Raw genomic sequence first — 25,946 nt, 5'->3', positions numbered from 1 at the left:
CATGCCGAGGAGACTTGGTCCACTGCCGCGCTCATCCGCCAGGGTCGGCCTCACCGCGGTGATCGCCGCTGGGCTCATCGCGGCCGGGTACCCGGCGCGGGCCGCGCCGCCGATGACTGTCTCTGTCGCGCCGGTCGGGCCGCTGCGGGTCGCCTCCGTCCGGGAGGCCGTGGCGTCGCCGGAGTTCCTGGACGAGGACCGGCTCTCCATCGCGCTGGAACGCCTGCCCACCGGCACCTGGCCGGTCGTCGTGGTCAACCCGGGGCCGGCCGCCGACGTCGAGGTGCGGGTCGCGGGGCCGATCGCCGACGCCATCGCGTTCAAGGGTGGGAACAGGGCCCGCGTCCCGGCCGGAGGCGCGGTGACGTTCACCGTCATACGGGGCACGCGCCCGCACGCCGGGACAGGGCAACTGGTCCTCGTCTCGGCGGCCGGTGTCGACCGGTTACGGGTGGCCGTCACGGCGCAGCCGTCGCTCCTGCAGCGTTACCCGTTCCTGCCGTACGCCGGCGGCTTCCTGCTGCTCGTGCTCATCGTGGCGCCCCCGCTCCTGCGGCGCCGCGGCCGACACGCCCCGCTCCAGCCCCAGGAGCAGGAGACAGAGGAGCAGGTAGAGACGACGGAGGCGGAGGCCGCCGGGGAGGAAGCGCTGCCGTGGCCGACCACCCAGGTGCCCGTCGCGTCGGAGGGCTTCACGCACAGCGACGAGCCCGTACGGGAGGACGAGCTCAACCGCGCCGCCTACGTGCGCCAGCTCGCCGCGCTGGCCCGCGAGGCGACGCCGCCGATGGTGGTCGGCGTGTTCGGCGAGTGGGGCACCGGCAAGACCTCGATGTTGCTGCAACTGCGCAGGCAGCTCGAACAGCTCGACGAGCAGGACCCCAAGTGTGCCTATGTCTGGTTCGATCCCTGGCGGCACCAGCATGAGGACAACCCGGTGCTGCCGCTGCTGCACGCCATCGTCAACGACCTCGGTCTGCGGAACAGGGAGAACGTGCGCAGGACGCTGCGGACGATCTCCGACGTGCTCGGCTCGCTCGTGCTGTCGGCCACGCTCAGGGTCAACCTGTCCGACGTGCGCCAGTCGATCGAGGACTACGACGACCAGCACTTCCGCATCCGTACCGAGCGGACGCGGCTGGAGGAGTACCTCGGCTTCCTCATCGACGCCGCCCTGGCCGCGAAGGGCAGGGAGCGGCTGGTCGTGTTCGTCGACGATCTGGATCGCTGTGACGCCGACCGGATCACCGGCCTGCTGGAGTCGCTGAAGCTGCACTTCAACCGGCACAACTGCGTGTTCGTGCTGGGTGTGGCCAAGGGTCCGCTGATCGCGGCCGTACGGGAGAAGTACGGGGAGGAGCCGGTCGGGGACTACCTGGACAAGATCATCCAGTTTCCCTTCGAGATGCCGCGGATGGCCGAGGCGGACTTCGAGCTCTACCTGGACCGCCTGCTCGCGGGCAAGGAGATCGCGCCGGCGAGCGGGATGCTGAAGTGCGCGCTGCCGCGCAACCCGCGTTCGATCAAGCGCTTCGTCAACGTCCTCATCCTCCAGGACCGCGTCGCCAGGGAGGTGAGGGACAGCGTCGGGGATGACGGGCAGCGCCACGTCTGGGATCGGCATGGCGGCGTCACCACGGGGACGTCCCGCGGCCGCTACGACGTCTCGATCCTGGCGGCCGTGCTGCTGCTGCGGGACCGGGCGCCGGAGACGTACGCGCGGCTCACCGAGGAGCCGTCGCTGCTGCGCCGGCTGGCCGAGTCGGTGGAGGAGCCCGCGGACGTGACGGTAGCCGGCATCGCGGGCGAGCTGCGCGGACTCGGGGAACAGGTGCCGCACGACGCCGGCTCCTACATCGACCTGGTACGCGACTCCCCGCAGCCCAGCGACGTGCTGGTCGCGGAGTCGCAGGACGACGGGCGGCCGGCGGTCGCGCCCTGGATCAGCAGGCAGGAGGAGCTTCCGCTGCGGGGCCCGCTGGACGACCTGGCCGGGCTCGTACGCGAGCAGCTGAACCGCAGGGTCGGCGACGACGGCGCGTTGATCGATCCGGTGGTGCGCTTCGGCGGCGAGGACGCGTCCCGCGCGCGTGGGCTGGACGAGATCCTCAGCGCGCGGACCGGAAAGCTGCTGCTGACCGGCGCGGCGGGGACGGGCAAGAGCGTCCTGGCGGCCAGGCTGGCGCGCCGCCTGTCGGAGAACCGGGACGGTCACGTGCCCGTGTTCCTGCCGTTCGCGCAGCTGAAGCCCGAGCACATCGTCCAGGCGCCGCCGCCGCGGGCGGGGCAGCCCACGGCGTACCGGGCCGGGCATTCGCCCTACGAGCGGGCGCTGGCACACGCGCTGGCGGCCGAGTACGGGCTGTCGCTCGTCAACGCCAACGCCATGCTGGTGCGGCGGCGGTTCGTCCTGGTGCTCGACGGGCTGGAGACGCTGGTCCCGGAGATCCGTGACGGCTTCCTAGAGTGGGCGGGGCGCACGGAACACGACGTGATCATGACCGGCCGGGCTGCCTCGGTGCCGGGGTTCGAGGCGGTGGAGGTGATCGGCGTGGTGGCGTCCGAGGCGCGCGGGCGGGTGGAGACGCTGCTCTCCGGCCGCCAGGTCGAGCCGGATCGCCTGCTCGGGCTGACCTCCGAGTTGCTGGGTTCGCCCGTGCTGCTGGCCGTGCTCATCGGCGCGCCGGAGTGGATCGATGATCTGCCACGAGAGCCCGTCCGCTTCGTGCCCTGGTACGCCGAGCGGACGCTCGCCGCGACGGCGGCGGCCGGGTTCGACGCCGGAGCGGTGGCCGAAGGGTTGAGGGAGATCGCCGCCGAGATGACCAGGCGGCGGACGGAGACGTTCCCGGGTGACGATCCGGACGTCAGGGCGACGCTGCGGCGCGCGGGCGTCCGCCCGATGGACGTGTCACCGCTGCTCCAAGCCGCGGTAGGGGCGGGTCTGTTGCGGCAGTGCGAGCCGCACGTCTTCCACTTCGTGCACCGGCAGGTACGCGAGCACCTGGCGGGACGGCGCTGAACAGGGTTTCGCCCAGCCATCCAGAGGCCACGGAATGAAGGGGCCGGAGCGGCCGGCGCGGGGCGACGCTCAACGAAGGTGGGCGGCCAGAGCGGGGCGGCGTTGACCCGGTCTGGCGCCGGTGGGTGGCGCGGGAGGGGGTCGGTCAGACCAGGCCCAGGGCCAGCATGGCGTCCGCGACCCGGCGGAAGCCGTCGATGTTGGCGCCGGCCACGTAGTTGCCCGGCATGCCGTACTCCTCGGCGGTCTGCAGGCAGCGGCCGTGGATGTCGCGCATGATCTCCTGGAGGCGGTGCTCGGAGAACTCGAACGTCCACGAGTCGCGGCTGGCGTTCTGCTGCATCTCCAGCGCGCTGGTCGCGACTCCGCCCGCGTTGGCCGCCTTGCCCGGCCCGAACGCGACGCCCGCCTCCAGGAACACCTTGATGCCCTCAGGCGTGGTCGGCATGTTGGCGCCCTCGCCGACCGCGACGCAGCCGTTGTCGACCATGAACGCGGCGTCGCGGCCGGTGATCTCGTTCTGCGTGGCGGACGGCATCGCCACCTCGCAGGGGACCTCCCACACGCTGCGATCCGGGACGAAGGTGACGTGTTCGCCACGGCGTTCGGCGTAGGTGTTCAGGCGGCCGCGTTCGTTCTGCTTGATCTGCTTGAGCAGGTCGAGGTCGATGCCCTTCTCGTCGAGCACGTAGCCGGAGGAGTCCGAGCAGGCGACCACGACGCCGCCGAGCTGCTCGATCTTCTCGATGGTGTAGATCGCCACGTTGCCGGAGCCGGACACCACGGTGCGCTTGCCGTCGAACGACGTGCCGCGGGCCTTGAGCATCTCCTCCACGAAGAAGGTGCATCCGTAGCCGGTGGCCTCGGTCCGCACCTGCGCGCCGCCGTACGCGAGGCCCTTGCCGGTGATCACGCCGGACTCGTACCGGTTCGTGATGCGCTTGTACTGGCCGAACAGATAGCCGATCTCGCGGCCGCCGACGCCGACGTCACCGGCGGGCACGTCGGTGTACTCGCCGATGTGCCGGTAGAGCTCCGTCATGAAGCTCTGGCAGAAGGCCATCACCTCGCGGTCGGAGCGGCCCTTGGGGTCGAAGTCGGAGCCGCCCTTGCCGCCGCCGATGGGCAGGCCCGTCAGGCCGTTCTTGAAGATCTGCTCGAAGCCGAGGAACTTGACGATGCCCAGGTAGACCGACGGGTGAAAACGCAGCCCGCCTTTGTACGGGCCGAGCGCGCTGTTGAACTCGACCCGGAAGCCGCGGTTGATCTGCACCTCGCCGCGGTCGTCCATCCAGGGCACCCGGAAGATGATCTGCCGTTCCGGCTCGCAGATGCGCTCGATGATCTTCGATTCGGCGTACTCGGGATGTTTGCCGAGAGCCGGGCCGACGCTTTCGAGCACCTCGCGGACCGCCTGGTGGAACTCGGCCTCTCCAGGGTTGCGGCGCAGGACGTTGTCGTAGATCGACGACAGCTTTTCGTGCAAGATGCTCTCTCCCCACATGTTGGCGTAATGGCCCTCACTTTACGGTTTGGTGTGTTGTGAGAAGTACGCGCCCCGGGGGAGTGGATCAGGCGGGCGTCACCTGGTCCCCATCGGCGCCCGCGTTTCCGGGCGGATCTGGAGGGCAACCACCCCGCATGATGCGCGATCTGCTGAAGGGGGCGGTGGGCGGTCTCGCCGCGACCGCCGCGATGAGCGGGGTCATGCTGGCGGGCAGCCGGCTGGGCCTCATGCCGGATCAGCCGCCCAAACGGATCGCCAGGGCGGTGCTGCCGGGCCACCGGCACCGGCCGAAACCGGGCGAGGGCGTCGTGGGCGCGCTCGCGCACTTCGGCTTCGGCATCGCCGCCGGGTCCCTGTACGGGCTGCTGGCCAGGGGACGGCGCACCCCGGCGGTCGCCGGCGTCGGCTACGCCCTGGCGATCTGGGCCTCCAGCTATCAGGGCTGGATCCCCCGGCTGGACATCCTGCCACCGGCGTCGACGGACCGGCCAGGGCGGCAGGCGGTCATGGTGGCGGGGCACGTCGTGTACGGCACGGTCCTGGTGCTGTCGCTCAACTGGCAGAACCCGCATGACGCCGGCTGAACGCGCGTAGCGGCGCGGAGTACCGGATGGTGATCGGACACCGGCCCGCAAGCCACCCATAAGTCCCGCAAGCCACCCATAAGTGTTGACACGGCCGGCAGGGGTAGAGGACGAAGGTCGGCTGTCAGACCGGCAGGTGGTGCGTGTGATCACTCTTGTCCGATGTCCGCTGCGCGACGGTGTACGGAGCACGATGTGACGACGATCAAGCCCGGTGGCGAGCCCCTGACCTCCCCTCTGGCCGCGGTGCGATCACGGCGCAAGGGGACGGTGATCGCGGCCTGGCTGTCGTCCACCGACCACAAGGTGATCGGGTACATGTACCTCATCACCTCGTTCCTCTTCTTCGCGCTGGCCGGGGTGATGGCACTGGTCATCCGGGCGGAGCCGGCCCAGCCGGGCATGCAGGTGGTGACCCAGGAGGCCTACAACCAGCTGTTCACCATGCACGATCGCGACCGCCCTGACCGCGATGAGGACGAGGGCGGCGGGGACGAGAAGGTGCCATGACGCCCCTCCATGCTCTCCGGAACCTGACGCGGTGACGGCGATGGAGCTGTCGGACCGGGAACGCCGCATCTTGGGCGAGATCGAGCAGGATCTCCGCCGCGAGGACCGTGCGTTCGTCCGCCGCGTCGAGTCGTTCGACGCCGCCTGCCGCAGGAGGGAAGCACGACGCTCCGGCGGGCGCTCCGAGGGGCGCTCCGACGCCGGCATCAGCGGGCGTGAGATCTGGTACGTGCTGCTGGTGGTCATCTTCCTGGCCACGCTGCCGATACTCCTGGTCCTGCTGGCCGGCCACGCCGGCGCCCCGGCGGTGCCTCCCGTCCCCGCGCCCGGCCTCACCGCGGGAATCGTGGTCCCGCCGGTGTGACGTCCGGGTTTCTCCAAACGCCGGCGGGAACGGCCGCGGCGCCGCTCCCGATGTTCCTGGGGCCGGGAGTGGCGCCGCGGTGCGATCGTGGTCAGGGGGTGGTGGTCACCCGGCGGCGGCTGAGCAGCAGGCCGAGGGCGACCATGCCGATGCCCAGCACCAGGTGCAGCCAGTTGTCGGCGGTGTTGACGGGCACGAAGTTGGCCGCGGTGTCGTGGCCGACGAGCATGCCGTAGATCCACAGCAGCAGGTAGACGACCCCGCCGCCGATCAGGAAGTTGCGCGCGCCGCTCCAGCTGCGGGCGAGCACGACGCCGGCGATGCCGAACAGCAGGTGCACGATGTTGTGCAGGATCGAGACCTGGAAGACGCCGAGCAGGAGGGCGTCGGACTGGTGGCCGGCGAACTGCAGATCGTCGACGTCGCTGGTGACGCCCGGAACGAACCCGAGCACGCCGACCAGGAGGAACACGACACCGACGGTGAGGGCGGCCAGCTGCACGGGGGTGCGGCCGGCGGGGGTACGCGGGGTGCCCATGAGATCTCCTTGGATAGGTGGACCATCCTCACTACCCGCGGGCACCGACTCAGTCATGGCCGGGCGCGGGCCGGAGGTCAGGTACGGGCCTTCGCCAGGGCCTTCTCCAGTTCGTTCTTGCTCATGCGCGACCGGCCAGGGATGTCGGCGGCGCGGGCCCGCTCGTACAGCTCCGTCTTGGTGAGGCCCTGCCCCGCTCCGGAGGCCGCACGGCCGCCGCGCGCCTTGGCGCGGGAGGACGGGCCGGCGCCGCGCCCCTTCCTGGGGGCGGTCAGCGCGCGCAGCTCCTGCTGCCGGCGCTGCCGGAACGTCTTGCCCAGGTCGCGCAGCCGCCGGTCGTCCGTCGTGCGGGCCAGCAGCGGCAGGAGCGTGCTCTCCTCCTCCTGTACGTGATGAGCGATGGTGAGCGCCAGCAGGGTACGGGCACCGGTGAACTCCGTGCTGTCCGGCTCGGCCCGGCGCAGCGCGTCCAGCAGCACCTCGGCCTCCTTGTGCTCTTCCAGGCCGTGATGGGCGTCGAGGAGCGGATACACCACGTCCTCCTCGGCCCGCGCGTGGGCGGTGATCAGGGCGTGCAGCGCGCCCACGATGGCCCGCCGGTCGCCCTTGCCGGTGGTCAGCCTGGCGAACAGTTCCTCGACCTTGCGGTGGTCGGCCAGGATGAGCGTGATCACGTCGTCTGCCATGGCCGCCCGCTACCCCGTTCGCCCAGCGGCAAGCGCCCGTCGTGCCCTGCCCGCGGGCTTCCAGCCGAGGACGAGAGCCACCGCGAGCATCAGCTCGGCCAGATCGCCGCCGTAGTACATGATCTCGGCCGCGCCCCGGCGCTGCTCCACGGGGACGGGCAGGTCCACCCCGATCCCGGCGTACATGAGCTGGGACAGCCCGGCGTGCACGGCGACGGCCACCCCCAGCACCACCAGCCGCGCGGGCACGGACGGGCGCCGGGGCGCCGGGTCAGGACCGGCGATGACCCAGGCGAACAGGTAGCCGGAGAGCAGGAAATGCAGGTGGACCGCCGCGTGCAGCCGTCCGTCCGCCAGGGTGTGCCGGTAGAGCGGAGTGCAATACAGGACCACCAGGCCGCCCGCGCTCAGCACCAGAGCGGTGACCGGATGGGCGACGGCGTGCGCGGCGCGGTGGCGCAGCAGCGCCCCGAGCCGGCGGGCCCTGGCGGCGGGAAGGGCCCGCAGCAGCAGGGTCATCGGCGCGCCGAGCACCAGGAACAGCGGCGCCAGCATGCCGATGAGCAGGTGTTGCAGCATGTGGCCGCGGAAGTCGGCCGCCGCCGCGGCGAGCGGCCCCGTGACGGCGGCGGCGAGCAGCGCCAGGCCGACCAGGAACGAGGTCGCCCGCCACCGCCCGATCCCGTGCCGCCAGGCCAGGACCAGGTAGGCGGCCCCGGCGAGGACGAGCACGAGGACGAGCACGAGGACGAGCACGAGGACGAGCACGAGGACGAGCACGAGGACGACAGGCGTCATGCCGCCGTGGCCGTCGTGGGCCGTCATGCCGCCGGCTCGTCGTCCCGGCACAGGTCGAGCCGTCCGCCGGTACGCTGCCACGCCCAGCCGCCGGCGATGAGCAGCACGCCGAGCAGCAGGAAGCCCAGGTCCCACCAGAGCTGGTACGGGCCGGAGCGGACGTGGTGGATGCCCAGCAGATGGTGGTCGATCACGCCCTCGACCAGGTTGAACAGCCCCCAGCCGACGAGGATCCAGCCCCACAGGCTCCGCGAGCGCCACACCTGCCCGCGCGAGCCGGTGATCCGGGAGTAGAGCAGGCCGAGCCCGATCAGCACCGCCAGCCAGGTGAAGGTGTGGAACAGCCCGTCCCACAGCGTGTTCATGCGCAGCCCCGGCACGGTGTCCACCGGGTAGGGGCGCACGCCGATGTTGTCGGCGCCGGTGCTGCTCAGCATGTGGTGCCACTGCAGGACCTGGTGCAGCAGGATGCCGTCGACGAATCCGCCCAGCCCGACGCCCAGGATCGTGCCGGGCAGCTCGACGCCGGTTCGGGCGGCCATGGCCATGAGACACTCCTCGTCTTCGTCCGTGCCTGGCCTACCCCGGGGGCCGGGGAACACGCCTGGACGTGGGCGCGGCGGAAGGGCCTCACTTCTGCCGTCTGGGAAATGTGAGCAGGCGATTGAGACGATCGGCTGAGGGTACGTGAGGGGACTCAGCGCACCGAGCGGTGAGCGTGCACCAGCGAGGAACCCTCATGAGACTGGATCTCAGCGTCAGCATGTCCGCCGGCGCTCCCGTCGTCTCCATCGGTGGAGAGGCCGATCTGCTCGTCGCCGACGATCTGTACGAATTTCTCGCCACGGTGATCAGCCAGCGCGGCCCCAGGCTGAGCGTGGATCTGCGGCGGGTCACCTTCATGGACTCGAGCGGCGCCTCCGCCCTGCTGTCCGCCCGCCGGCTGGCCCGCTCGCTCGGCGGGAGCCTCACCCTGATCGGCCCCAGCGCGCCGGCGGCGCTGGTGCTGCGGACCGTCCTGCCCGACCAGGCCCTCGGACCGGAGCCTTCCGGCGCGACCGGCCCGGCGTGATTCCGCTCGCCGTGCCGGGGTAGCACCAGGGGCCGCAGGCAGGTCACGACGGTGAGGAGCGGGCCGATGAGGCAGCCGGGCACATCCCTTGCGAGGTCGGCGCTGGCCGCGGCCTTCGGCACGGCGGCGCGACTGCGGCACGGACGGCCGCTGCACCCGTCCGGGCTCGTGCTGGACGCGCGCCTGCGGCTGCACGGAGCCCCGCGCCCGTGGGGGACTCCGTTCCTCGACCAGGCGATGGAGCTGCGTGGCGTCGCCCGCCTGTCCCGCTCCGTCGGGGTGCCCGCGCCGCTGCCCGACATTCTCGGCGTCGCGCTCCGCTGGGAGCAGCAGGACGACACCGTCGCCGACCTGCTGCTGGCCAGCACCGGCCGCAACCGGATCAGCCGGCGCGTGCTGCGGCCCGCGGCCCGGTGGACGGGGATGTACTCCAGCCTGTTCCCGTACCAGGCGGGGGAGCGGCGGTTGCTGCTGGGCGCGTTGCTGCACACGCCCGCGTCGCTGCCCGCCACGTTCGACGCGCTCGCCCTGGCCGTCGAGTTCGATCCGGTCGTGCTCGAACTGCTGGTCGCCGCGCCCGCGGGGCCGTGGCGGCTGTTCGGCCAGGTGCGGCTGTCCGCGCCGGCGCGGACGGACGCGGAGCGCCCGATGCGGTTCGACCCGCTCCAGCATCCCATTCGCGGGCTGCGGCCGGCGGGCTGGCTGAACGAGGTCCGCGGCGCCGCCTACACGGCCGCCCAGCGGGTGCCCGACCTGCCGGAGCGGGCCGTGCCCCGAGCGACCGCCCACGACCGTCCGGCCGGCCGCCCGGATGATCGTGCCGAGCCTGAGGCAAGGGTGACCGCGTCGGGACTGAGGCGCGGGTGATCGCGTGGTGCCGGCGGTTCAGGTGACCAGGCCGTTGCGGTAGGCGTACACCACCGCCTGTACGCGGTCGCGCAGGTCGAGCTTGGTCAGGATGCGCGACACGTACGTCTTGACGGTCTCCTGGCTGATCACCAGGGTCGCGGCGATCTCGCTGTTGGACTGCCCGTCGGCGATGAGCCGGAGCACCTCCAGCTCACGCGGCGTGAGCGCCACATTGTCGGGAGTGTCCTCCGTGGGACGGATCCGCGAGGCGTACCTGCCGACGAGCTTCCTCGTCACCTCGGGCGCCAGCAGCGCGGCCCCCGTCGCGACGGTGCGGATGCCGTGCAGCAGCTGGGCCGGCGGGGCGTCCTTGAGCAGGAAGCCGCTGGCGCCCGCGCGCAGCGCCTCGTACACGTACTCGTCCAGGTTGAACGTCGTCACCACGAGCACCTTGACCGGGTCCGCCACGCCGGCGCCGGCCAGCAGGCGGGTCGCCTCGATGCCGTCGAGCACCGGCATCCGCACGTCCATGACCACCATGTCGGGTTTGAGGCGCTGGGCGAGCTCGACCGCGGCGCGCCCGTCGCCGCACTCGCCGACCACCTCGAGATCGGGCTGCGCGTCGATGATCGTCGCCAGCCCGGTGCGGATCAGCGTCTGATCGTCGCAGATGAGGACCCTGATGGGCGCGGTCACGACGGGCTCCCCGCCGGGACGAGGGCGCGTACCACGAAGCCGCCGCCCGCCTGCTCGTCCGCGCTGAACTCGCCGCCGAGGGCGTCGACCCGGTCGCGCAGCCCGGTCAGCCCGCGCCCGCTCCCGCCGGGAGAGCCGGCTCGCGAGCCGGAACCCTCGGTACTGACCTCCACGCTGATCTCCTTCTTGCCGTAGCGCACGCGGACCACAGTAGGGGCGCCGTGGGCGTATTTGAGGGCATTCGTCAGAGACTCCTGGACGACCCGGTAGGTGACGAACTCCGCGCTGCCGGCCGGATCCGCGGCCGTGCCCTCCTCGGTGAACTCGACCGGCTGCCCGGCCTGGCGCGTCTGCTCCACGAGCGCGTGCAGGTCGCCGGCCGTCGAGGACGCCCTGGCCTCCGGGTGGTGGCCGGGATCGAGCAGGTCGAGCATGTGGCGCAGGTCGGTGATGGCCCGCCGGCCGGTGTCGGTGACGGCGCTGAGCGTGGAGTCGAGCCGGTCGGGCGCGGCGGTCAGGTAGCGGGCGGCCTCGGTCTGGACGACCATCGCGGTCACGTGATGGGTCACCACGTCGTGCAGCTCGCGGGCGATGCGGGTGCGTTCGGCGGTACGGGTGGCCTCGGCGACGTGGCGGCGGCGTTCGGCCTCGGCGGCCCTGGTGTTGCGCAGCCAGGCGCCGACGCCCCACGCGAGCACCAGGATCAGGTAGAAGACCACGTACCCGTCGAGCCGTTCGGCCGAGCCGAGCCGGTTGAGCGCGATCGCCAGCGGCACGTACGCCACCGAGAGCAGGACGGCGGTGAGCCGCCGGCCCCGTTCGAGATGGGCGCCCGCGCTGATGAGCGCGATCGGCAGCGCGATGCTGGCGAACGTGCGGTAGGCGAGGAGCCCGTCGAGGACGAAGCCGAGCGACACCAGGACGAGGGCCACGGCCGGCCGGCGCCGGCGCACGGCGAGCGGGAGACACTCCAGGGCGATCACCAGGTACGCCAGCGCGTCGAACGGACGGGCCGGCAGGTCACCGACCTGCGTCCCCTGGCCGTGCAGCGCCGGGACGAGCGCGGCGACGCCCAGCAGCAGCGCGAGGGAAAGGTCGCGGAGCACGACGTCAAGCCGCTGCCACAGGTCGGCGATCCGCCGGAATGCGATCACCGCAAGAGCGTAGCGGCCGGGCGGGACCGGCGACCACCGCGGCGAGGGACCGTGCTCACGGCCCTGCCGCCGGTGGGGGGTGGCCGCCACGCCGACCACGAGTTGCTCCAACAGCCGCATGACGACTCCCTCGCACTGGCCGCGGCCGGAGCGCCGCGGTCCTGCCGAGAACGGTAGGAAATCGCAGCTCGCGAATCGTCACCGCGCGGTGGACATTCCGCGGTAGCTCGCACGGGGGACGCGTCCGCCGAGTTAGGGGCGCGGCTTACTGGAAAGGAGAAGTCCCTGGTCAGCGCGCGATATGGGGACGAGCGCCGATGGGGGAGACGAGATGAGCCGTACAACAGCGGGAAAGCCTGTGGCGATCCTGGCCACGCTGACCGTGGCGGTCGCGCCGGCCGTGACGCATCCGGCCGCCGCGCGGGCGCGCAGCCCGCTGCCGTGTCCAGCGGGCTCCGCCAAGCCGACGGTCGTCCTGGTGCACGGCGCGTGGGCGGACGCGTCCAGCTGGGACGGAGAGGTGGACGCCCTGCGCAAGGCCGGTTACACCGCGCGCGCCATCGGGAACCCGTTGCGCAACCTCGACAGCGACGCCGCCACCGTCGCGGCGTTCCTGAAGACCGTCTCCGGCCCGGTCGTCCTCGTGGGGCACTCCTACGGCGGCTCCGTCATCACGAACGCCGCCGCGGACGCCCCCAACGTCAAGGCACTGGTGTACGTGGACGCGGCCGCACCGGACACGGGCGAGACCACCGCCCAGCTCAGCGGGTCCGGCTCCGCGCTCGGCGGCGCCCCCGACACCCTGTACGACAAGGCCTCCTACGCGAACGCGCCCGTGGGGGCCAGCGACCTGTACCTCAAGCGGGACGCCTTCGTCCGCTCGTTCGCCTCGGACCTGCCCGGGGACGTCGCCGAGCGGCTGTGGGCCACGCAGCGGGCCGCCTCGACGGCCGCGTTCCAGACGCCGTCACGGGCCGCGGCGTGGAAGAAGATCCCGTCCTGGTACTTCGCCAGCACCGGCGACAAGATCATCACGATCGAGTCGCAGCTGTCCATGGCGAAGCGGGCCGGCTCGAAGGTCACCAAGTTCGCCGGCGGGTCGCATCTCACGCTGGTCTCGCATCCGGAGGCGGTCACGCCCGTGATCGGCGCGGCGGTCTGCTCGGTGAAGGGGGACTAGCCGCGCGCGGGCCGTTGTCAGCGCCGGTCCGCCGTCAGCGCCGGCTCGATGGCGGCGCCGGTCCGCCGTCAGGGCTTGCCGCCGGCCAGGCGGTCCAGCAGTTCGCGGAGGAGGGCGTGCTCGCCGGCGGTCAGCCCGGCCGGGTCCTCGTCGACGAGGGCGAGCAGGGTCAGCGCCGCGCCGGCCCGCGTCGTGGCGCCCGGGACCGGTCGTTCGGCGGCGGGTTCGAGGACGGCGGCGGGCTTGAGTACGGCGGCCAGCGCCGCCTCGCGGACCCGGTCGGACAGCCCCATGTCGCGCTCGTCCACGGGCTGGGTGATCAGGCTCAGGGTGACGCCGACGTTCGCGGCCAGGATCTGCTCGGCCGCGTCGCCGGCGGGGACCGTGAGCAGCCCTTGCCGGGCGGCCACGGTCAGCAGCTCGCGCAGCATGGCGTGCGCGGGGGCGGTGACGGCGCAGGGCTTTCCGGGCTCGGCGCGCCCGTAGAGCAGCGCGTAGAACGCGGGATGTTCCAGCCCGAACGCGACATGCCGGTCCCAGCCGTGCCGGAGGTCGTCCACCGGGTCGCCCGTGGGATCGGCCGGCTGGACGTACTGAGTGAAACCGTGGTTGATCACCGCGTCGATCAGGCCCTGCTTGCTGCCGAAGTGGTGATACAGGGTGGGCGCCTGAACGCCGGCCCGCTCGCACACGGCGCGGGTCGACAGCGTGCGGTCGCCGGAGCCGTCGAGCAGTTCGGCGGCGGCGAGCAGCAGCCGGTCGCGGGCGTCGCCGCTCTGACCTCGGGTTCTCATGTCGCTATAGTATCTCGTATATCGCTACATTGTTGTGTGTAGCGAATGTAGCAAGGGGGAGACTCATGCGGACCTGGTTCATCACCGGCGGCACGCCCGGCGGTTTCGGCATGGCCTACGCCGACGCGGCGCTGGAGAGCGGGGATCGCGTCGTGCTGACCACGCGCCGCCCGGAGGAACTACGCGGGTGGACCGCCCCGTACGGCGACAGGGTGCTCGTCCTGCCGCTCGACGTCACCGACACCAAGCAGGCCGAGGCCGCCGTGGCCGAGGCAGAAAGCCGCTTCGGAGGCATCGACGTGCTGGTCAACAACGCGGGCCGCGGCTGGTACGGCTCCGTCGAGGGCATGGACGACCGGGCGCTGCGCAAGGTGATGGAGCTGAACTTCTTCGCCGTGCTGGCCGTGACCCGGGCCGCGCTGCCCGGCATGCGCCGGCGCCGGAGCGGCTGGATCGTCAACATGTCCTCGGTCGCCGGCCTGGTCGGGATCCAGGGCTTCGGCTTCTACAGCGCGGCCAAGTTCGCCCTCGAAGGTCTGACCGAGGTGCTGCGGCAGGAGGTGGAGCCGTTCGGGATCAAGGTACTCGCCGTGGAGCCGGCGGCCTTCCGTACCCGGGCGTACGCCGGCTTCGCCGACGAATCAGTCGACGGGGACCTTCCGGACTACCGGCCGATGCTGGCCGAGGTGCGGGCCGGCATGATCGAGCAGGACGGCAGGCAGCCCGGGGATCCGGCGCGTGGCGTCCGGGCGGTGCTGGCCGCGTTGACCCAGGACGACCCGCCTCGGCGGCTCGTGCTCGGGAGCGCGGGGTACGACGCGGTTGCCGGGCAGTTGGAGGGGATGCTGGCCGAGTTGCGGGGGCAGGAGGCGGTCGCGCGGGGCGCGGACTTCCCGCCCGGCCGCTAAGGGCAAGTGCCTGGACGGGAGGTGCCTGAACGGAAGCGGCCTACGGGCCTGCGTCGCCTCAGAGCCACCCAGGAAGCTGGGGTGCCGGACCGCCGTCGGGGCCGGTGACACCGTGCGCTCGACGCCCGGAGAGGTAGGCGGCCAGGCCGGCGAGGGTGCCGGTGACCTCGACGGGGGCGCCTGGGGTTGCGACGGTGGGAGCGTCCGAGTCCGCGACAGTAGGGACGCCTGAACTCGCAACGGTGGAAGTGTCCGAGCCCGCGATCGTCCACGTGCCGTCGTGATCGGTGGCCGTGAGGGTCAGCGTCGGGCCGCCGGCGCCGGACCGGCTGGCGGAGATGTCGTCGACCAGCGCGGCCAGGAACCCGGCCGGAAGATCGTCGAAGGTCACCCCGGCGTCGAGATCCACGGCGTGCACCATGAACTCGCGTGCGCGCATCCAAGGGACCTCGCTCGCGGGGATGGCCTGCCCCCGGGAGGTGCGCACCTCCCGGCTCCACTGCTGCTCGTCCAGCTCGCCCAGCCGCGCCGCAAGGGCGCCGGACGCCTGTACGGCCCAGGCGCGCAACTCGGCCGCCGGCAGTTTCGCGCCCGCCTCGATGTCGGCGTCGCGCTGCTCGCGGGAGGCGTACATCGGCCGCTCCTCGCCCGTACGCGCCCAGTACGCCAGGTTGAGCAGCGCGTCGGCGTTCGCGGCCACGTGGGCCAGCAGGTGCCTGCCACTCCAGCCGTCCAGCGCCGACGGCCCGTCCAGCCGCTCGTCCGGCATCGCGGCCAGGGCGTCGAAGAAGATCGTTGTTCCCTCGGCCAGCCAGCGCATGCTGTCGGCACAGGTGCGCTTCGTACCCGTCACAGGATCACTTCCGAACGGCCGGGCTCGGCGTGGATCGACACATCGCCTCCAGTGGTGGAATCGACGTATCGTATCGCCGCGTGCCCGGACGCGACCGCGGCGGCCCGGCCGTTCGTGCTGACCGGCGTGGTACCAGAAGGTCGGTCCCGCTACTCCCGCTCCATGACGATGACGGGTGCCAGTAGGCAGCGGGCGGACCACACCGAAGGCCACTCCCTCTCGACGAACTCCACCGAGTACCCCCGAGCAGACGGCCGCCTGCTGACCCACGCCAAGGCCACCAGAACACTGAATTCCACCATCTGCGAGATCTGACCCCGAGCCGCCTGCTCACGGACGCGACCCTCCAGAGGCGTCCGACGGCACCGGGACGTCGTAGGCGTTGAGCAGCAGCGAGATCCCGGCGTACTGGGCGATGAGGAAGACGAGCTCCGCCATGCCGGTCTCCCCGAACGCCCCGACCGCGGCCCGGTAGAGCGTCGCGGGCAGCGGCCCGCCGTCGTGCAGGCCCGCCGCCACGTCGTACGCGACCGCCTCCTGCCTGCTCAGCCCCGCCGGTCGCCGTCCGGCGACCAGGTCCGCGACCACGTCGTCCGGCAGCCCGACCGCCGCCGCGACCCGGCTGTGGGAGTAGAGCTCGTACGCGGCGCCGTGCCGGGACCCCGTGGTGAGGACGGCGACCTCGCGCACCCGCGCCGGCAGCACGCTCCCGTCGGTGACGGTCGTGAACCACTCCAGCAGCGGCCGGGCCAGCCCGGGGAAGCGCAGCATCACCGGGAACGGCCCGATCAGCGCGCCGTTCTCGTCCGTCGAGGTGAACGGGGCGCGCAGCTCGCGCAGCATCCGCCGGACGTGTTCGTCGAGCGGGCGCTGCTCGTCGGAGAGTTCGCTCGGGGTGATGGGGGGTACTCTCACGAATCACTCCTGGGTCGCGCGTGTCAGAAAAGCGTTACGAGAAGAAGCCGGGCGGGGCTAGAAGAAGCCGAGGCGCGGGGCCGTGACGTCGATGGTGTCCTTGACGAGGGCCAGTGCCGCCCCCAGCGGACTCGACCGCCCGCCGCTCACCACCACGTCCCCGGCCTCCTGACAGCCGAACACGACCGCCTTCTCCGGCCCGGAGAGCGCGTACAGGGGATCACCCGGCTCCGTCTCCTCCAGCCGTACCTCGACGAGCAGCGGCCGGTCGGCGCGGGCGCTCGCCACGGCGCGCAGCCGGCGCCCCCTGGAGAGCGCGTCCAGCGCGGCGGCGGCGCCGGACCCGTCCACGGCCTGCGCCGCCACCCGCACCGACGCCGGGTCCCAGCCCCAGGCCAGCGCCGCCAGCAGCCGTACCTTCGTGGCGGAGTCGGCGCCGGACAGGTCGGCGGTGGGGTCCGCCTCGGCGATGCCGCGGCGCTGCGCCTCGCGGATCGCGTCCGGCAGCGGGTCGCCGGCGGCGAGGCGGTCGAGGACGTACGTGACGGTGCCGTTCGGGCAGGCCCTGATCGTCGCGCAGCCCAGGCCGCGCAGCCCCGTCCTGGCCAGGTCACCGGCCGGAAGGGCGGCCCCGGTCGCGCCGGAGATCCGGATCATGGCGTCGTGCGCGCGAGCCGTTTCGCCGAGCTCGCGCCAGTGCGTGAGCAGGTGGCTCTTCGTGGCCGTGACCACGTGCACCCCGCGCCGCAACGCGAGCAGGGCCTCGTCGGCGGCCTGCCGCCGCACGCCGGGTGAGGACGGCACCGCCTGGACGAGCACGCGGGCCCCGGTCCGGTCGAGCGTCTCCGCCAGCGGGCCGAGCGGGCTCCACTCCGGGCGCGGCGGCACCGGCTCGCCCGGCTGGAGCAGGCACTGCGCCGTGCTCGCGCGGACGGCGCGGACGACCGGCCGGACGCCGTGCCGCCGGGCCAGCTCGCCGGCGTGCTCCGCCAGGTGCCCGGCGAAGGCCCGGCCGACTGGGCCGTAACCCGACAGCACCACCTCGGCCTGACTCACGTCATCCATGGTGTACCCCTCGACGGACGCGCACGGCCTGGACGTTGGCCAGCTCGTGCAGCCCCCACCGGCCGAGCTCGCGCCCGTACCCGCTGGCCTTGACGCCGCCGGTGGGCAGGCGCGGATCGGTCGCCGAGATCGTGTTCACGAAGACCGCCCCGGCCTGGATCCGGGCGCCCACGGCGGCGGCGTGGTCGTCGTCGGTGCTCCACACGCTGCTGCTCAGCCCGTACCGGGAGGCGTTCGCGAGCGCGATGAGCTCGTCGTCGTCCGCGCCGGTCGTGAGCGCCCCGAGCGGGCCGAACGTCTCCTCGGACAGCAGCACCGAGGGCCCGTCCACCTCGACCACCGACGGCGCGAACCACGCGCCCCGGCCGGATTCCGGCGCGTCGGCCCGCGCGATCAGCCGGCCGCCCGCCGCCAGGGCCCGGGCCTGCTGGTCGCGCAGGGTGTCGCGCAGGTCGTGGCGGGCGAGCGGCCCGACGTCGGTCTGCTCGTCCGCCGGATCGCCGACCCGCAGTTCGCGGACGTGCGGGATGAGCGCGTCCGCGAACGCGTCCCGTACGTCGCGGTGGACGAGGATCCGCTTGGCGGCGATGCAGCTCTGCCCGTTGTTCAGGAACCGGGAGCGCGCCGCGGCGGCGGCCGCGGCGGGAATGTCGGCGTCGGCCAGGACGACGAACGGATCTGACCCGCCGAGCTCCAGCACGCACTTCTTCAGCGCGGCGCCGGCCCGCGCGGCGACGAGCGCGCCCACGCGGTCGCTGCCGGTGAAGGTGACGGCGGCGACCCGCGGATCCCCGATGACGGCCGAGGCGGCCTGCGCGTCGACGACGACGGTCCGCAGCACGTCCGCACCGAACGCCTGGCCGAACGCCTCCTCGATCGCCAGCGCGTTCCCGGTGACGGACTCGGCGTGCTTGAGCACGACGGTGTCACCGGCCGCGATCGCGGGCAGCATCGCCCGGATGACCTGCCACCACGGGTAGTTCCACGGCAGGATGGCGAACACCACCCCGATCGGGACGATCCGCACGATCCCGGTGTCGCCGTCCAGGTCGAACGTCTCCGGCCGCAGCAGGCCGGGCAGCTCACCGGCGTAGTGGCGGCAGGCCGCGACGCACTTGTCGATCTCGGCCCGCGCCTGCGCGATCGGCTTGCCCATCTCCTGGGTGATCAGCGCGGCGAACGGCTCGCGCCGCTCCGCCAGGAGGTCGCCGAGCCGGCCGATCGCCGCGACCCGCTCCTCCGGGCTCGACCGCGCCCACGGCGACCGTGCGGCGGCGTCGAGCACCCGGTCGACGCCCTCGGGAGTGGTGTACGGGTAGAAACCCAGCTCATCCCCCGAAGTGGGATCGATCGTGACAATGCCGGAGTTCGTCACGCGTCGGCCCCCGAGACGGCGTGCACCTCGCGCAGCCAGCGGGTGAACCGGCCGGTGATCGTGACCGGGTCGATCAGCAGCTTCTCGATCCCCTGGGCGTTGCCCTCCTCGATGCGGGCGTACAGGAAGGCCGGTCCGGTGACGGTGAGCAGCTCGCCGAAGGCGGCCCGCAGCCCGTCGGGGGTGTCGGCCCTGCGCGTGGTCCAGCCGGCGGCGGCGGCCAGCCGTTCGAGGTCGATCCTGGCGGAGTAGGTCGGCAGCGCTCCCGTCGATCCGTACACGCCGTTGTCGAGCAGCACGAGGAGCAGGTTGGACGGGGCGAGGTAGCCGCCCGTGGGGAGCACGTTCGGGTTCATGAGCAGCGAGCCGTCCCCCTCGATGCCGACGACCTTCGGCGCGGACGGGTCCACGCTGAGCGCCAGCCCGGTCGCCACCGAGCCCACCAGGCCCATCGCGTCGAGCAGGTAGAGGTGGTTGTCGCGGTCCCGCACGGAGGCCAGTTCGCGGCTCGTCGCCGCGCAGGTGACGACGACGGGGTGGCGTTCCGTCAGGCCGGCGAGCACGCCGAGCGCTTCGATCCGCTTCATCAGGCGACCTTTCCGTCGGTGTTCCAGAAGGACCCGAGGACGACCACGGGCCGGTACGTCATGACCGCGTGCGTCCCGGCCTCCCGTACGGTGTCGTGCCAGTCCTCGGGGCCGCTCCTGCGGTCCAACTCGATGACCGGCAGCCCGACGGCGCGCAGGACGGCCGGCATGGGCTGGCTGATGGAGTGGATCATCGAGTTGTACTCGCCGAGACCGCCCCTGGTGTTGGCGAAGACGAGCAGCGGCAGGTGGTACGACAGCGTGAACGTGGTGAGCGCCGTGAGCGCGTTGCCGAAGCCGTTGTCCTGCATGACCACGGCGCCGAGCCGGCCGGTGAACGCCACCGCGCCCAGCACGCCGATCGCCTCCTCCTCCCGCGACAGCGGGGTGACGCGCGGCGAGCTGCCGTCCGCGCCGCCGTCGGACGCGATCAGCGCGGTGACGATGGGCGCCACGGTCACGGACGGGATGTACCCGACGCGCGCGGTGCCGGCCGCCCAGATGCCGTCGGCGACGGCCTGCGCATAGGTCATGTGCGGTGACTCCTTTCAGGAACGGTTTCGGTCAGACGGGGAAGGCGAGGGCGCGGAAGAGGACGGCGGGATCGATGTTGCCGCCCGAGAGCACGGCGACCGCCCGCCCGTACCTGGCGGGATCGGCCAGGTGGGCGGCGACGCCGAGGGCGCCGCTGGGCTCCACGACGAGACGGGAGCGCCGGGCCAGCGCCGCCACCGCGGCGAGGATCTCGTCCTCGCCCACGGTGACGATGTCGTCGACCGTCGCCCGCATGATCGGGAAGTTGAGCTCGCCCACGACCGGCGTCCGCGTCCCGTCGGCGATCGTGCGGGCGGTCGATCGGGCGTCCCACTCGACCCGGTGGCCCCGGGCGAGGGAGGCGCGGGCGTCGGCGGCCAGTTCGGGCTCCACGCCGATCACCCGGGTCCGCGAGGACAGCGACGCGACGGCGATCCCCACGCCCGAGATCAGCCCGCCGCCGCCGACCGGCACGAGCAGGGTGTCGATCTCGTCCAGGTCCTCCAGCACTTCGAGGGCGAGCGTCCCCTGGCCGGCGATGACGTCGGCGTGGTCGTAGGGCGGGATCAGCGTCATGCCGCGCTCCGCCCGTACGGTGCCGGCGACGCGCTCGCGCCGGGCGGCCGGGGCCATGACGACCTCGGCGCCCAGCTCCCTGGTCGCCTCCACCTTGACCGCCGTCGCCCCCTCCGGCATGACGATCACCGCCGGGACGCCCGCCGCGCGGGCGGCCCAGGCGACCGCCTGGCCGTGGTTGCCGCTCGAATGCGTGACGACGCCACGGGCGCGGACGTCGGGACGCAGCCGCGCGATCGCGTTCACCGCGCCGCGCAGCTTGAAGGCGCCGATCGGCTGGAGGCTCTCGGCCTTCAGCCAGAGCTCGCCCGGCGCCCACGAGGCGGGCAGCAGCGGCGTCCGTACGACATGGCCGGCGATCCTGGCGCGCGCCGCGACGACGTCGCCGGCCGTCACCGCGAGACCGGGCGCTCCCTGGGAGGCGGTGCGCATGTCAGTCACCGTCCCGCACCGCGACGGCGTCCAGCTCGACCCGGGCGCGGTAGGGCAGCTCGGCGACGGCGACGCAGGTGCGGGCCGGCCGCGGCTCGGGCAGCGTCTCCTGGTAGACGGCGTCCATGGCGTTGCGGTCGGCCATCGTGGTCAGATAGACGGTGATCTTCACGACGTGCCGGTGATCCAGGCCCGCCGAGGCCAGCTTGGCTCGGAGGTTCGCCAGCGCCTGCCGCGTCTCGGCCGCGACGCCGCCCGGCACCACCCGGCCGCCTTCCACGCCGAGCTGGCCGGAGAGGAAGACGAGCCCGGTCCCGGTCTCGCGCACGGGACTGTACGGATGCCGCGCCTGCGCGGGGCTCGCCGGTGCGTGGTCGGTCATGCCGTTCCTCCTAGACCTGGCTCACGGGGACGTCCGTGACGACGTGGCCGCGCATCCGGCGCAGCAGGAACGTCACGGGTACGGCGGCGAGGACGAACGCGCAGCCCGCGACCGCGATGTAGGAGTGCACGCCGAGCGAGGAGTTGACCGTCTCGCCGGCCACGACCACGTCCGTCGCGCCGAGGATCGCCGAGCCGACGAAGCTCATGGTCACCGAACCGATCGCGACCATGACCATCACCATGCTGGAGACGGTGCCCTGCCGCTCGGGCGGGGCCAGGATGGAGGCCAGGTTGAACCCCGAGGTGACCAGCGAACCCGCGGTGACGCTCAGCAGGAACGAGCAGATCACGGCGATCGGCAGGTTCGCCGCGCCGACGGTGAACATCGTGAGGGAGGCGATCGTCCCGAGCGTCAGACCGGCGGCGAGCGGCCAGGCCGGTCCCACGCGGGTGGCGATCGCGCCCGCCACGATGCCGCCGAGCATGATCCCGATCGACGGGATGCCGAACATCAGGCCGAGCGCCGCCGGCCCCGCGATCCCGTAGCCGAGGCCCTCGTCGGGTGAGACGTCGATCAGCAGGCTGAACAGCGCGAGCATGCTCCGGTACGCGCCCGTCCCCATCACCACCACGAGCAGGCCCAGCCCGAGCACCGCGGAGATGCCGCGCACGTCGATCACCGGCTCCGGGACGCGGCTCAGGACGAAGTACCAGACGAGCAGCGCCACCACGCCCAGGACGAGCGCGGCGACCGGAAGCAGGCTCAGCCAGCCGAACTCCTGCCCGAGGCTGATGTACACCAGCACGCCCGCCAGCCCGCCGCCGAGGACGAGCGCGCCCGCGACGTCGACCCGGCCCGGCGTCGTGATCCGGGAGTTCGGGATCACCAGGCGCACGAACAGCGCGGCCACGGCCGCGAACGCCGCCGAGACGACGAACACGAACTGCCAGCCGAACACCTTCGTCGCGATCTCCAGCACGAACGGCTGCACGATCCCGAACGCGGCCGAGCCCGAGGTGACGACGCCGGTCACGATCATGGCGAACTTGGGCGCGCAGACGTCCCTGATGATCGCGACGGTGAGGAACAGGGCGGCGACGGCGGCGCCCTGGAGGACCCGGCCGAGGACGAAGACGCCGATGTTCGGCGCCAGCAGGGATACGAGCCCGCCGAGCCCGGCGACGATCAGCGTGATCACGAGGATCCTGCGCTTGCCGTAGATGTCGGCGGTCTTGCCGAGCAGCGGCGCCCACATGGCGCCCGCCAGCATCGCGCTGGAGTCGAGCCAGGCGAACTGCGTGGTGTCGAAGGCGTCGCGCAGTTGGGGCAGGACGAAGGTCGGCGAGGCGAGCACGGTGTCGACCATGACGTTCACCAGGACGAGGACCGCGACATAGCCGATGACCCGGCCGGTCCAGCCGGTGTGCAGATCGGCCGGCGGCCTTTGCGCTGTGGTGTCGGAGCTCATGTCTGGCACGAGCCGCTCCTTTCTGGCAGCGTGAGTTTACGGACGACGCCCTGCTGGGCGACCAGGACGATCTGCTCGGGGGCCGACAGCAGGCCGATGTCGCGCAGCGGATCCCCCGCGCACAGGACGAGGTCGGCGGCGTACCCGGCGCGCAGCGTCCCGAGCGTGTCCTCGACGCCGAGCAACCGGGCGCTGGCCGAGGTCGCGGCCCTGATCGCGGCCATCGGCGACATCCCCAGCTCGACCAGGTACGACAGCTCGGAGAGGTTGCCGCCGTGCGGCGAGATCCCGGCGTCCGTGCCGGCCGCGATGTCGACCCCGCGCGCGATGGCCGCGGCGATGTTCTCCTTGGCCCGCTCGTTCCAGCGCAGCTTCTTCTGGTAGCGCCACGGCGTGGTCTTACGCGGGTCCAGCGGCTGGAAGACGGTCGACAGGGTCGGCACGAGGAAGGCCCCCCGCTCGCCGAGCAGGTCGCATCCCTCGTCGTCGATGCCGAAGCCGTGCTCGACCGAGCGGACGCCGCCGCGGATCGCGGCGAGGACGCCGGCCCGGCCCTGCGCGTGCGCGGCGACCGGGCGGCCGCGGTGGCGGCGCGCCTCGTCCACGACCGCGGCGATCTCCTCGTCGAGCAGGTCCTGGTCGTCCGGGTCGTCGTGCGCGCTGCTGATGCCGCCGCTGGTGCAGATCTTGACCAGGTCGGCGCCGGCCCGCAGCATCCGCCGCGCGGCCTTGCGCACGCCGGGCACGTCGTCGGCGATCTCGCAGTAGTCGAGGTCGAGGCTCTTCCCGCCGGGCAGGGTGCCGTCGGCGTGGCCGCCGGTGTGGCTGAGCACGCCGACCGAGGTCTGCAGGCGGGGGCCGGGAACGAGTCCCGCCGCGACGGCGTCGCGGAACCCGGCGGGCAGCCCGCCCAGGTCGCGGGCCGAGGTGACGCCGGCGTCGAGCGTGCGCTTCATGCGTTCTGTCGTCTGCAGGACGCCCAGGACGGGGTCCGTCAGGAGGGCGGCCTCCACGAGCGACCGGTCGGACGGGACGCCCAGGTGGGTGTGGCAGTCGAACAGCCCGGGAAGGAGCGTGCCACCCTGGCCGTCGATCGTCCTGACGCCCGGCCGGGGCTCGGGCGCCCGCGCCGCCGGGCCGGCGTAGGTGATCCGGCCGTCGTCGCCGCATTCCAGCACGGCGTCCTGCACGGCCTGCGCACTGACCCCGTCGATGAGCCGTACGTTGCGCACCCGCAACGCGGCTCCGTCGTTCGATCCCACTCGTCGCCCTGTCCTCGTTCGCCGGCTGCTGACGAGCGACACGCTAGGGTGATCGCACGGTTCGGCCGCCGAATCGCAGGAAATCTGATCCGTGGGCTTGTTCTGTGCAGGAAAGCTGATGTGATGCTTCCGTCGTCCTTCGACGAGCTCGACGTCGCCATCGTCGACGCCGTACGGTCGGCGCCGCGGGCGAGCTGGCGTGACCTCGGGGAGGTCCTCGGGGTCGACCCGGCCACCGTGGGCCGCCGCTGGGCCCGCATGGAATCCGAGGGCGCCGCCTGGGTGGCCGCCCATCCCTCAGGCAGCGCGACCCCCGCGTGCGCGCTGGTGGAGGTCGACTGCGTGCCGGGGCGGCTGACCGAGGTCGCCCGCGCGCTCGCCGAGGACAGCCAGGCGGCCACCGTCAAGGTGACCAGCGGCGCCCGCGACGTGCTCGTGCTGGCCCAGGCGCCCGGCCTGGACGAGCTGTCCGGCTACCTCCTCGACCTCGTGGGGCGGATCCCGGGCATCTCGAAGATCCGCAGTCACGTGGTCACCCGGTCGACCCTGGAGGCCAGCCGCTGGCGGGAGGGCGCGCTCAACCCCGAGCAGCGCCGCCGCCTCGGCTCCGACGCGGGGCGGAGCTCCGGCGGCGCGGGCCCGCTGGACGACGTCGACACGCGCATCCTGCGCGCGTTGCACACCGACGGGCGGATGTCGTTCGAACGGCTGGCCGAGCACGCGGGTGTCGGCCCGGTGCCGGTGCGGCGGCGCCTGACGCGGATGCAGCAGGCGGGGCTGGTCACCTTCCGCTGCGACATCTCCCGGCATCTGTCCGGCCGGTCGGTGTCCGCGGTCTACTTCGGCTCCCTGGACGTCCAGGATCTCAGCGCCGCCGAGGAACGCATCCGCTCCTTGCCGGGGGTGCGTGCCTCCACGTTCGTCGCCGGGCCGTTCAACGTGATCGTGGACGCGTCGCTGCGCTCGACCGCCGAGGTGCACGACCTGGAGTGGCGGATGAGTCAGGAGGTGCCGGCGCTGCGCGTCCAGGACCGGTCACTGGTGCTGAGCATGACCAAGCTGCTGGGCCGCATCCTGGACGCCGAGGGACGATCCGTCCGCGCGGTGCCGCTCATCCCCGACGTTCAGGCGGGACCGGTGCGGTAGGCGCGCAGGAACGCGTCGACCCCGTCGGCGATCACCGTCACGATCTCCGCCTCGCTCACGTCGCCTCCCGCCTCCAGCGTCTCCAGTGCCAGGCCGATCGTCAGAGCGGTGAAGTGCCGCGCCGCGAGGCGGGGGTCGGCGGCCGTGAGCTCGCCGCCGGCCGCCAGCGCGGCGAAGCGCTCTTCGAGCGTCCGCTCGGGACGGTCGCGCGCGGCCTCCGCCAGCCGGGGGACCGCCCAGTGCTGTGAGGTCAGGCGGCGGAAGGTCACGTAGTCGGAGGACGGCACGGTCTGCGTGACGACCCGCCGGCCGAACGCGGTCAACGCCTCGCGCAGGTCGCGGCCCGGCGTCAGCTCCTCCTCGATCGCGGCCTGGACGGCGTCCGCCAGCGCGTCGTTGACCCGTTCGAGCGCCTTCAGGAAGATCGTCGCCTTGTCTCCGAAGTGGTCGTACACGGTGCGCTTGGAGACCTGCGCGCGGGCCGCGATGGCGTCGACGCTCGCCCGCTCGTATCCCTCGGCGATGAACAGCGCCTCGGCCGCGTCCAGGATGGCCGCCTTCTTGCCCTCCGACCGGCGGCGACGCCCGGGAGTCTGCACCGCCGCGATAGCCCTCGACATGCGCCCAGCCTAGGCCACTTCCGTCCGTACGGCTTCTAAAAGCACACTCGCTAGTGTACTTTTTGT

General features: G+C 72.6%; 28 protein-coding genes and 1 pseudogene. 10 read left to right on the top strand and 19 right to left on the bottom strand.

The features are described 5' to 3' along the window. Nucleotide 1 precedes the first annotated feature (1 nt). Nucleotides 2-3,022, top strand: coding sequence for a P-loop NTPase fold protein (locus B0I32_RS14180; RefSeq protein WP_146178155.1), 3,021 nt, complete (start codon nucleotides 2-4; stop codon nucleotides 3,020-3,022). A gap of 145 nt (nucleotides 3,023-3,167) precedes the next feature. On the opposite strand, the gene gdhA is transcribed toward B0I32_RS14180, so the two are convergent. After that, nucleotides 3,168-4,526, bottom strand: a complete 1,359-nt coding sequence (gdhA, locus tag B0I32_RS14175; protein ID WP_106238829.1) for an NADP-specific glutamate dehydrogenase — start codon at nucleotides 4,524-4,526, stop codon at nucleotides 3,168-3,170. Between the two features lie 137 nt (nucleotides 4,527-4,663). Here gdhA and B0I32_RS14170 point away from each other — a divergent pair, with 137 nt between their 5' ends. The 3 genes and pseudogenes from B0I32_RS14170 to B0I32_RS14160 all read left to right on the top strand — a co-directional run bounded on the left by B0I32_RS14170 (nucleotide 4,664) and on the right by B0I32_RS14160 (nucleotide 5,987). Then, nucleotides 4,664-5,113 (top strand): DUF6789 family protein, encoded by a 450-nt coding sequence (locus B0I32_RS14170; RefSeq protein ID WP_106238827.1) that lies wholly within the window; start codon nucleotides 4,664-4,666, stop codon nucleotides 5,111-5,113. A gap of 162 nt (nucleotides 5,114-5,275) precedes the next feature. Further along, a pseudogene (locus B0I32_RS14165) lies at nucleotides 5,276-5,563 on the top strand (cbb3-type cytochrome c oxidase subunit I); the annotation flags it as partial. Nucleotides 5,564-5,663: 100 nt separating this feature from the next. Further along, on the top strand, nucleotides 5,664-5,987 hold the full coding sequence (locus tag B0I32_RS14160; protein WP_245955836.1) for a DUF3040 domain-containing protein: 324 nt from the start codon (nucleotides 5,664-5,666) through the stop codon (nucleotides 5,985-5,987). A 91-nt stretch (nucleotides 5,988-6,078) separates the two neighbouring features. Here the strand turns inward: B0I32_RS14160 and B0I32_RS14155 are convergent, their stop codons facing one another. From B0I32_RS14155 to B0I32_RS14140, 4 genes are all read right to left on the bottom strand, one after another. Beyond that, nucleotides 6,079-6,525, bottom strand: a complete 447-nt coding sequence (locus B0I32_RS14155; RefSeq protein ID WP_106238822.1) for a DUF4383 domain-containing protein — start codon at nucleotides 6,523-6,525, stop codon at nucleotides 6,079-6,081. Between the two features lie 77 nt (nucleotides 6,526-6,602). Continuing rightward, nucleotides 6,603-7,211 carry a hemerythrin domain-containing protein gene (locus B0I32_RS14150; protein WP_106238820.1) on the bottom strand — a complete coding sequence of 203 codons (609 nt, stop codon included), beginning with the start codon at nucleotides 7,209-7,211 and terminating at the stop codon, nucleotides 6,603-6,605. A gap of 9 nt (nucleotides 7,212-7,220) precedes the next feature. Then, nucleotides 7,221-8,036: a cytochrome c oxidase assembly protein gene (locus tag B0I32_RS14145; RefSeq protein ID WP_106238818.1), complete on the bottom strand. Its 816-nt coding sequence runs from the start codon at nucleotides 8,034-8,036 to the stop codon at nucleotides 7,221-7,223. Next, nucleotides 8,033-8,557, bottom strand: coding sequence for a DUF2243 domain-containing protein (locus tag B0I32_RS14140; RefSeq protein WP_106238816.1), 525 nt, complete (start codon nucleotides 8,555-8,557; stop codon nucleotides 8,033-8,035). The genes B0I32_RS14145 and B0I32_RS14140 overlap by 4 nt, the downstream gene beginning before the upstream one ends. 191 nt (nucleotides 8,558-8,748) lie before the next feature. Between B0I32_RS14140 and B0I32_RS14135 the strand changes: the two genes are divergently transcribed. Together B0I32_RS14135 and B0I32_RS14130 are read left to right on the top strand one after the other, a co-directional pair. Next, nucleotides 8,749-9,081 (top strand): STAS domain-containing protein, encoded by a 333-nt coding sequence (locus B0I32_RS14135; protein ID WP_106238814.1) that lies wholly within the window; start codon nucleotides 8,749-8,751, stop codon nucleotides 9,079-9,081. A 66-nt stretch (nucleotides 9,082-9,147) separates the two neighbouring features. Next, nucleotides 9,148-9,948, top strand: a complete 801-nt coding sequence (locus B0I32_RS14130; RefSeq protein WP_106238811.1) for a hypothetical protein — start codon at nucleotides 9,148-9,150, stop codon at nucleotides 9,946-9,948. Nucleotides 9,949-9,966: 18 nt separating this feature from the next. Here the strand turns inward: B0I32_RS14130 and B0I32_RS14125 are convergent, their stop codons facing one another. After that, complete coding sequence (locus B0I32_RS14125; RefSeq protein ID WP_106238808.1) at nucleotides 9,967-10,626, bottom strand: response regulator; 660 nt, start codon at nucleotides 10,624-10,626, stop codon at nucleotides 9,967-9,969. Further along, entirely contained in the window at nucleotides 10,623-11,780 is a 1,158-nt protein-coding gene (locus B0I32_RS14120) for a sensor histidine kinase (protein WP_106239198.1), read from the bottom strand. Before B0I32_RS14120 ends, B0I32_RS14125 begins: the two co-directional genes overlap by 4 nt. Nucleotides 11,781-12,111: 331 nt before the next feature. Here B0I32_RS14120 and B0I32_RS14115 point away from each other — a divergent pair, with 331 nt between their 5' ends. Then, nucleotides 12,112-12,960 carry an alpha/beta fold hydrolase gene (locus tag B0I32_RS14115; RefSeq protein WP_106238806.1) on the top strand — a complete coding sequence of 283 codons (849 nt, stop codon included), beginning with the start codon at nucleotides 12,112-12,114 and terminating at the stop codon, nucleotides 12,958-12,960. 68 nt (nucleotides 12,961-13,028) lie between these two features. On the opposite strand, the gene B0I32_RS14110 is transcribed toward B0I32_RS14115, so the two are convergent. Beyond that, nucleotides 13,029-13,754: a TetR/AcrR family transcriptional regulator gene (locus B0I32_RS14110; RefSeq protein WP_106238804.1), complete on the bottom strand. Its 726-nt coding sequence runs from the start codon at nucleotides 13,752-13,754 to the stop codon at nucleotides 13,029-13,031. A gap of 65 nt (nucleotides 13,755-13,819) precedes the next feature. On the opposite strand from B0I32_RS14110, the gene B0I32_RS14105 reads away from it, so the two are divergent. Next, nucleotides 13,820-14,662, top strand: coding sequence for an SDR family NAD(P)-dependent oxidoreductase (locus B0I32_RS14105; RefSeq protein ID WP_106238802.1), 843 nt, complete (start codon nucleotides 13,820-13,822; stop codon nucleotides 14,660-14,662). A 58-nt stretch (nucleotides 14,663-14,720) separates the two neighbouring features. On the opposite strand, the gene B0I32_RS14100 is transcribed toward B0I32_RS14105, so the two are convergent. Then, nucleotides 14,721-15,515, bottom strand: a complete 795-nt coding sequence (locus tag B0I32_RS14100) for a maleylpyruvate isomerase family mycothiol-dependent enzyme (protein WP_245955821.1) — start codon at nucleotides 15,513-15,515, stop codon at nucleotides 14,721-14,723. Between the two features lie 54 nt (nucleotides 15,516-15,569). Here B0I32_RS14100 and B0I32_RS56430 point away from each other — a divergent pair, with 54 nt between their 5' ends. Further along, nucleotides 15,570-15,830 carry a hypothetical protein gene (locus B0I32_RS56430; protein WP_146178154.1) on the top strand — a complete coding sequence of 87 codons (261 nt, stop codon included), beginning with the start codon at nucleotides 15,570-15,572 and terminating at the stop codon, nucleotides 15,828-15,830. 15 nt (nucleotides 15,831-15,845) lie between these two features. Here B0I32_RS56430 and B0I32_RS14095 read toward each other — a convergent pair whose 3' ends face one another. The 9 genes from B0I32_RS14095 to B0I32_RS14055 are packed head-to-tail and all read right to left on the bottom strand — an operon-like array spanning nucleotide 15,846 to nucleotide 24,114. Continuing rightward, nucleotides 15,846-16,430, bottom strand: coding sequence for a carboxymuconolactone decarboxylase family protein (locus B0I32_RS14095; RefSeq protein ID WP_106238801.1), 585 nt, complete (start codon nucleotides 16,428-16,430; stop codon nucleotides 15,846-15,848). Between the two features lie 57 nt (nucleotides 16,431-16,487). Continuing rightward, on the bottom strand, nucleotides 16,488-17,495 hold the full coding sequence (locus B0I32_RS14090; RefSeq protein WP_106238799.1) for a homoserine dehydrogenase: 1,008 nt from the start codon (nucleotides 17,493-17,495) through the stop codon (nucleotides 16,488-16,490). After that, nucleotides 17,488-18,870, bottom strand: a complete 1,383-nt coding sequence (locus B0I32_RS14085) for an aldehyde dehydrogenase family protein (protein ID WP_106238797.1) — start codon at nucleotides 18,868-18,870, stop codon at nucleotides 17,488-17,490. Before B0I32_RS14085 ends, B0I32_RS14090 begins: the two co-directional genes overlap by 8 nt. Beyond that, nucleotides 18,867-19,457 carry a thiamine pyrophosphate-dependent enzyme gene (locus B0I32_RS14080; protein WP_106238795.1) on the bottom strand — a complete coding sequence of 197 codons (591 nt, stop codon included), beginning with the start codon at nucleotides 19,455-19,457 and terminating at the stop codon, nucleotides 18,867-18,869. Before B0I32_RS14080 ends, B0I32_RS14085 begins: the two co-directional genes overlap by 4 nt. Continuing rightward, nucleotides 19,457-19,990: a thiamine pyrophosphate-binding protein gene (locus tag B0I32_RS14075; protein ID WP_106238792.1), complete on the bottom strand. Its 534-nt coding sequence runs from the start codon at nucleotides 19,988-19,990 to the stop codon at nucleotides 19,457-19,459. Before B0I32_RS14075 ends, B0I32_RS14080 begins: the two co-directional genes overlap by 1 nt. Before the next feature lie 31 nt (nucleotides 19,991-20,021). Then, on the bottom strand, nucleotides 20,022-20,999 hold the full coding sequence (locus tag B0I32_RS14070) for a threonine ammonia-lyase (protein WP_106238791.1): 978 nt from the start codon (nucleotides 20,997-20,999) through the stop codon (nucleotides 20,022-20,024). Nucleotide 21,000: 1 nt separating this feature from the next. Then, nucleotides 21,001-21,381 carry a RidA family protein gene (locus B0I32_RS14065; protein ID WP_106238788.1) on the bottom strand — a complete coding sequence of 127 codons (381 nt, stop codon included), beginning with the start codon at nucleotides 21,379-21,381 and terminating at the stop codon, nucleotides 21,001-21,003. A 10-nt stretch (nucleotides 21,382-21,391) separates the two neighbouring features. Beyond that, nucleotides 21,392-22,852, bottom strand: coding sequence for an MFS transporter (locus B0I32_RS14060; protein WP_219911813.1), 1,461 nt, complete (start codon nucleotides 22,850-22,852; stop codon nucleotides 21,392-21,394). Next, the gene (locus B0I32_RS14055; RefSeq protein ID WP_245955820.1) at nucleotides 22,849-24,114 is read right to left on the bottom strand and encodes a metal-dependent hydrolase family protein; all 1,266 of its coding nucleotides are present in this window, start codon (nucleotides 24,112-24,114) and stop codon (nucleotides 22,849-22,851) included. Before B0I32_RS14055 ends, B0I32_RS14060 begins: the two co-directional genes overlap by 4 nt. Before the next feature lie 123 nt (nucleotides 24,115-24,237). Between B0I32_RS14055 and B0I32_RS14050 the strand changes: the two genes are divergently transcribed. Beyond that, nucleotides 24,238-25,260, top strand: coding sequence for an Lrp/AsnC family transcriptional regulator (locus B0I32_RS14050; RefSeq protein ID WP_106238786.1), 1,023 nt, complete (start codon nucleotides 24,238-24,240; stop codon nucleotides 25,258-25,260). On the opposite strand, the gene B0I32_RS14045 is transcribed toward B0I32_RS14050, so the two are convergent. After that, nucleotides 25,239-25,880, bottom strand: coding sequence for a TetR/AcrR family transcriptional regulator (locus B0I32_RS14045; protein ID WP_106238784.1), 642 nt, complete (start codon nucleotides 25,878-25,880; stop codon nucleotides 25,239-25,241). The genes B0I32_RS14050 and B0I32_RS14045 overlap by 22 nt on opposite strands. Nucleotides 25,881-25,946 lie beyond the last annotated feature (66 nt).

It is taken from the genome of Nonomuraea fuscirosea (genome assembly GCF_003001935.1).
Taxonomy (GTDB): Bacteria; Actinomycetota; Actinomycetes; order Streptosporangiales; family Streptosporangiaceae; genus Nonomuraea; species Nonomuraea fuscirosea.
This window is presented reverse-complemented; position numbering and strand designations above follow the sequence as displayed.